Source organism: Paractinoplanes toevensis, from assembly GCF_018332695.1.
GTDB classification, from domain to species: Bacteria; Actinomycetota; Actinomycetes; order Mycobacteriales; family Micromonosporaceae; genus Actinoplanes; species Actinoplanes toevensis.
In genome coordinates this window covers 21692-27691 of the sequence record NZ_BOQN01000035.1, presented here as the reverse complement: position 1 = coordinate 27691, position 6000 = coordinate 21692, and the positions used below count along the sequence as shown (strand labels likewise).

Here is a 6000-nt window from a genome sequence, read left to right as displayed (position 1 = left end):
TGATGGTGCGGTTGGTGACGATGTCGCCCGTACCGGAAAGTGGTTTGATTCTCGTCTTTAGTTGCTGTAGACGCGGGACGGGTCGATCAGGACGACCGTGCGGCGCTGCTCGGCCATCACCCGGTCGTACTCGTCCCAGTCCTCGTGAGTGCCGCCGGCCGCGGTGAACACCTCGCGCAGCAGCAGCCGCAACCGGTCGGCGTCGATGCCGTCGGCCGGGTCGTCCGGGCCGATGAGGCGGGCCGCGCCCTCGACCGTGGCCCACTGCCAGCCGGACCGCACGGTCACCGCGAGCTGAGGCCGGGCCCGCAGGTTGGCGAGTTTCACCGGCCCGTAGGTCACGAACGCGAGCACCGGGGTGCCGGTCGCCGGGTCGGCCAGGACGCCGGCGTTGACCAGCGACGCCTGGATCGTGCCGTCCGCCCGGAGGGTCGAGACGATCACGAGGCCCTGCTCCTTGCCCGCGAGCGCGGCGAAATCATCCAGCGTCGTCATGCCCCTACGGTACGGCGTTCTACACCGATGCGGGCTCCGGCACCGCCGCGGGGGCGGGGGCGGGTGCCCGGGAGCGCTGTGTGTGCCATTGCACGCGCCAGCCGGGGCGCAGGACCGCGACGAGATAGGCGGCGCTGCAGCACCACAGCGACGTGGTGAGGCCGGCGGCGGACAGCATGGCGGCGCCGGCCAGGCCGCCGAACGGGATGCCGGACCAGGCCCACGCCGTGATCAGCGTGTTCACCCGGCCGTGCAGGGCCACCGGGATGCGTTCGTAGGTGTAGGCGCTGATGATCGGGTTGACCAGGCCGGAGCCGAGGCCGGCGACGGCGAACACCGACAGGACCACGGTCGCGGGGGCGCCGCAGGCCAGCACGACCAGCCGGGAGACGCCGCTGATGGTGAAGCCGATCAGGTAGGTGTAGCGGCGCGGGAGCCGGTTGCCGATCCATGCGCTGAGCAGCGCCGTGCCGACCGACGCGGTGGCGAACGCGCTGATCGCCAGCCCGACCAGTTCGGCGCCGAGGCCGTGGTCGCGGGCCCACACCGGCAGCAGCACGGTGAGGAATGCCTGGTCGATGAAGTTGCTGGCGACGATCATTGCGACGATGGCCCGCAGCGACAGGTCGCCGTGCAGGAAGTTGGCGCCCTCGCGCAGTTCCCGGAGATAGCCGGCGCCGGCGGCCGCGCGCCGGCGGCGGGCCGGGATGACCACCGCGGTGAGGGCGGCCAGGGCGAGCAGCGTCGCCGCCAGCCGCAGGGTGGCCTGGACGCCGTGGGTGGAGATGAGCAGGCCGGCCAGGGCGGGGCCGGCCGCGGTGGCGGCCCGTTCGACGGCGGTGGTGAGGCCAGTGCCGCGCTCCAGCGGCTGCCCGGTGGCCGCGGTCGCGGCCGGCACCAGGACCGCCTTGGCCGCGGTGGCCGGCCCGTCGGCGGTGCCGATCACCACGGCGATCAGGCAGAGCATCCACATCGGCGGGTTGCCGGGGACGGTGAGGATGGCGATCGCGGCGGCCGACGCGAGGTCACCGGCCACGCTGACCGCGCGGGCGTTGACCCGGTCGAGCAGCGGGCCGCTGAGCGCCTGCACGACGACGAACGGGACCACCTGGCAGGTCGCGATCAGCCCGGTCGCGGCGGGACTGCCGGTCGAGGTGAGCACCAGCCAGGGCAGGGCGACCAGCAGGATCCGGTTGGCGGTCAGGGCGCTGCCCTGGGCGAGAAGCAGCCCGGTCAGCGGCCGCCACATCCGGGCGGGAGACATCGCGGTCACCGAACCTCCTCATGACACGGGTCTGTCGAGGATTCGTGGCCGATCGGATTCCCTCAACGCTCGTTAGACAGGTTGACCCAAATCACTGAATAGAATGGCTGACCGTAGTCGTTTGAATGCTCTCCGCAGCAGTTTGGGTCACGTTTAGTTGCCGTTAGGTAACTGTGCGAAATCGGTGCCGATCAGGTGCGGAAAGTTGCCCTCAGACATTTCCGCCCGGCAGCCGATCCGTTGTTCGTGGCCGGCACCCGGCCGACGGGAACCAGAGGGGGACGAAGCATGCATCCGGTTTCGTGGTGGGCCGAGTTCGAGCAGAACTGCGAGCAGTTCGACGCCGCGTCGATGACCGAGGCGCTCGCCGACGTGATCGTCCCGGCCATCCCGTCGCTGCTGCTGCGCCGCGAGGCCGACCACGCCGCCGACACGATGCTGCGGCACCTGAACCGGCCGGCCAATCCGGAGCGCGCCGAGCGGGCCACCCTGGCGGCCCTGCGGCTGGCCGCCACCGTCGAGCGGATCGACGAGCGGTCGATCGGTGACGACGCCGGCACCTCCGCGGCGCACGCGCTGGGCCTGGTCCTGCGGGGCGAGTGGGCGCCGGCCGCGGTCGCGGTGGAGCCCCTGATCGGCACCGCGCGGCTGGTCAAGGCGTTCGTGGCGGCCCTGCATCTGGAGAGTTTCGGAACCGAGATCGCGCTGCGGCTGCTCAACGCCGGCCGCTCCCCCGCCATCGCGGTGCGGTCGAGCCAGGCCCTCGGCCGGTACAGCTGGTGGCCGAAGTGGCTGCAGGAGATCGTGACCGAGCGGGTGCTGGCCGGCACGCTGGACAACGAGACCGTCGCCGCGCTGAAGCAGTGCGCGTTCGCCGGGCTCAGCCCGACTCAGGCCCGGATGGCCAAGCGCCTGTTCAACGCCGAGCCGCAGCTGGTCGAGGCGACCGCGTCCCGCCTGGAAAATCTGGGTGAGCACCCGGCCGCCGAGCGGTTGCGCGGCGGTTGCGTGGCCACGGTCGCCTTCGCGGCCCGCCTCATCCCGGTTTAGCCGGCCCGGCCAGCGCCATCACCAGGGGCAGGAAGACGGTGTCGAGGATGTCGGCGACGACCTTCTCGGCATCGCCTTCGGTGATCTCGGCCCACTTGACGACGTTGCGCATGCCCTCGTAGCGGATCAGATCGAGGGGCAGCATCGCGACCCGCTCGGGCAGGTCGGCGTGGGCGATCTCGCCGCGGGCGGCCGCGTTGCGCAGGATCTGGTCGATGACGCCGGGCAGGGCGGAGGAGATCTCGCCGGTCACGCCCCAGACCTCGGGCATCAGGCCGTGCAGCAGCTCGGGCGTGTAGTGCCGGGCCCGGCCGGCCATCAGCCGCAGCACGATGAAGTAGTCCTCGCGCAGCGACCCGGTGTCGGGGGCGGCCGTCAGGAGCGGGCCGAGGGTGTGCCGGATCGCGGCCACCGCGAGCTGCGCCCGGTTGGGCCAGCGGCGGTAGAGCACCTGCTTGCCGGTTTGCGCGCGGGCGGCCACGCCCTCGATGGTGAGCCGGTTGTAGCCGTGCTCCTGGATCTCGGCCCAGGCCGCCTCCAGGATCGTGGCCTCCAGCTCCTCGCCGCGGCGTCTGCTCGGCACATCACACCTCCGTAAGAGACGTTGCGTCTCTTCCCCTGGAAGCCTAGCATTCCCAATTAGAGACGCACCGTCTCTTACGGGAGGAGCTTCCGATGACCGTCAAAACCCGCGAGCCCAGCCTGCTGGTGCTCGCCCTCGTGATCGTTCTCGGCCTGGTCGCGCCGCTGCTGGACACCACGATCGTCACCGTGGCGATCCCCTCGCTGCGCGCCGACCTGCACACCGCGGTGTCCACCATCCAGTGGGTCAGCACCGCCTACCTGCTGGCCCTGGCCGTCGCCATCCCGGTCACCGGGTGGGCCACGCGGCGGTTCGGCGCCCGCCGGGTGTGGCTGGCCGGCCTCTGGCTGTTCCTGGCCGGATCGGTGCTCTCCGGGATGGCCTGGAACATCGGCTCGCTGATCGGTTTCCGGGCCCTGCAGGGTGCGGCGGCCGGCCTGCTCATCCCGATCATGCAGACCCTGCTGTTCGGCGCGGCCGGCGGCCGGGCCGCGAGCGGCAACACGATCGCTCTGGTCAGCCTGCCCGCCCTGCTCGGGCCGGTGCTCGGCCCGGTGATCGGCGGCCTGCTGATCAACCACCTCGACTGGCGCTGGATCTTCTACGTCAACCCGCCGATCTGCCTCGCCGCCATCGTGCTCGCCCTGCGTTACCTGCCGCGGGAGACCGGCGAGCGCACCCACCCGCTCGACGTGACCGGCCTGCTGCTGCTCTCCCCCGGGCTCGCCGCCCTGGTCTACGGCCTGAGCGAGGCGGGCGACGGCGGCGGCCTCACCGTGGCCGTCCCGGTGCTCGCCGGCACCCTGCTCATCGCGGCCTTCGTCGCGCACGCACTGCGGGCCGCCGAGCCGCTGGTCGACCTGCGGCTGTTCCGGAGCCGGTCGTTCACCGCCGCCGGGGCGCTGATGCTCCTGTCCGGGATGGCGTCGTTCGGGGCGATGCTGCTGCTGCCCCTCTACTACCAGCAGCTACGCGGCGAGAGCGTGGTCACGGCCGGCCTGCTGATGGTGCCGCAGGGCATCGGCGTCGGGTTGTCCCGGCTGGTCGGGGGCGTGCTGGAGCGCTGGGGCAGCCGAACGGTCGTCCTCGTCTCGGTCCTCCTCCTGATCGTCGGCACTCTGCCGTTCGCCTTCGCCGGCACGCAAACCAGCACCACCGTCCTGTCGATCGCCCTGGTCCTGCGCGGCGCCGGCCTCGGCATGATCCTGATGTCGGTCATGCTCGGCGCCTACGACGGCCTGACCAAGCCGGAGATCCCGCACGCCAGCACCCTCACCCGGATCCTGCAGCAGGTGGGCGGTTCGTTCGGCACCGCCATCCTGGCGGTGGTGCTGCAACGCGGTCTCGCCGCGCACGCGGCCGAGCCGGCCACGGCTTTCGACCACGCCTTCCTCTGGGCCGTCGTGCTCACCCTGCCGGCCCTGGTCGCGGCGCTGTTCCTTCCCGCCCTGGCCACGACCAAGGAGGAGCTGGCGGCTGTCTCGTAGGTGGGGCCGGAGTATCGGCCGCGCTCGCATTCAGCGGCTTCAACCGGATCCAGCGCCTGGCCGTCGCCGATGGCGGCCACCTGGTGATTCACCCCGCAATTAGCTAGGTTTTCCTCACCTCGGCCGATTCTCACAGGGGGAGTCGCAGGCGTGCGGCAACAGCACAAGACCTTCCAGGCGATCGAGGTCGGCGACGGCGGCGACGGGCGGTGGGCCGCCTACGCCCGGACCCTGTGGCCGGAGATGGAGGGCCTGCTGACCGAGGAGGGCCGGACTCCGGAAGGCGCGGACCGAGTGCGGGCGCTGTTCCGTACGCACATGCCGGAACTGGTCCCGGTTCTGGACCGCCTGGCCGGCCAACTCGACCGGCCCGAGGCGGAAGCCTTCCTCACCCACGCGGCACTGCGGCCGTTCACCCAGTCCTGCACCCAGATCGGCGAGAACGGCACTCTGCTGCGTAACTATGACCTACGGCCCGATCAGTGCGAGGGGACCATCGCCTCCTCCTGCTTCCTGCGCCCCGTGATCGGGATGCAGGACATGCTGTGGGGCTTGCTGGACGGGATGAACGACGCCGGTCTCGCGGTCTCGCTCACCTGGGGCGGACGTTCCGCCTACGGACGCGGCTTCGCCATTCTCGTCGTGGTTCGCTACCTGCTGGAGACGTGCGACACCGTCGATGAGGCGGTCGGCAGGCTGCGGTCCCTTCCGGTCGCCGTCCCCCAGAACCTCACCCTTGTCGATCCCACCAAGGCGGTGACGGTGTTCGTGGGACCGGATATGCCGCCGACGTTGGCACCGGATGCCTGCGCCGCCAACCACCAGCACCTGCCGGTGACCGACGAGCAGGAGCGTGCCCTGCGGACGCAGGAGCGGCTGCGCGCCATTCGCGCCGCGGGTGCGGACGACGTGGCGGCGATGCTGAAGCCGCCGCTATACCGATCCGTCGACGAGCAGGGGTCAAGAACGCTCTACACAGCCCACTACCGCCCCGTCGACGGCCGTGTGACGTACTGCTGGCCCGGTGAGTCCTGGCAACAGTCCTTCGGCGACTTCACACCCGGATCCCGCACCGTGACCTTGGGTCGGACCAGCTGAGAGGCTTTCCGAACCCCTGCTCA

6 protein-coding genes are annotated in these 6000 nt (G+C 71.2%); 3 read left to right on the top strand and 3 right to left on the bottom strand.

The features are described 5' to 3' along the window. Window positions 1-57: 57 nt before the first annotated feature. Window positions 58-495 carry a TIGR03618 family F420-dependent PPOX class oxidoreductase gene (locus tag Ato02nite_RS12475; RefSeq protein ID WP_213006636.1) on the bottom strand — a complete coding sequence of 146 codons (438 nt, stop codon included), beginning with the start codon at window positions 493-495 and terminating at the stop codon, window positions 58-60. 19 nt (window positions 496-514) lie between these two features. Beyond that, window positions 515-1759: an MFS transporter gene (locus Ato02nite_RS12470; RefSeq protein WP_246606734.1), complete on the bottom strand. Its 1245-nt coding sequence runs from the start codon at window positions 1757-1759 to the stop codon at window positions 515-517. Window positions 1760-2047: 288 nt separating this feature from the next. Here Ato02nite_RS12470 and Ato02nite_RS12465 point away from each other — a divergent pair, with 288 nt between their 5' ends. Then, window positions 2048-2809, top strand: coding sequence for a hypothetical protein (locus Ato02nite_RS12465; RefSeq protein WP_213006635.1), 762 nt, complete (start codon window positions 2048-2050; stop codon window positions 2807-2809). On the opposite strand, the gene Ato02nite_RS12460 is transcribed toward Ato02nite_RS12465, so the two are convergent. Next, window positions 2796-3392, bottom strand: coding sequence for a TetR/AcrR family transcriptional regulator (locus tag Ato02nite_RS12460; RefSeq protein ID WP_213006634.1), 597 nt, complete (start codon window positions 3390-3392; stop codon window positions 2796-2798). The two genes, Ato02nite_RS12465 and Ato02nite_RS12460, sit on opposite strands and share 14 nt — an antisense overlap. Before the next feature lie 92 nt (window positions 3393-3484). Between Ato02nite_RS12460 and Ato02nite_RS12455 the strand changes: the two genes are divergently transcribed. Together Ato02nite_RS12455 and Ato02nite_RS12450 are read left to right on the top strand one after the other, a co-directional pair. Further along, on the top strand, window positions 3485-4879 hold the full coding sequence (locus tag Ato02nite_RS12455) for a DHA2 family efflux MFS transporter permease subunit (RefSeq protein WP_213006633.1): 1395 nt from the start codon (window positions 3485-3487) through the stop codon (window positions 4877-4879). Window positions 4880-5029: 150 nt separating this feature from the next. Further along, complete coding sequence (locus Ato02nite_RS12450) at window positions 5030-5977, top strand: C45 family autoproteolytic acyltransferase/hydrolase (RefSeq protein WP_213006632.1); 948 nt, start codon at window positions 5030-5032, stop codon at window positions 5975-5977. Window positions 5978-6000: the final 23 nt, after the last annotated feature.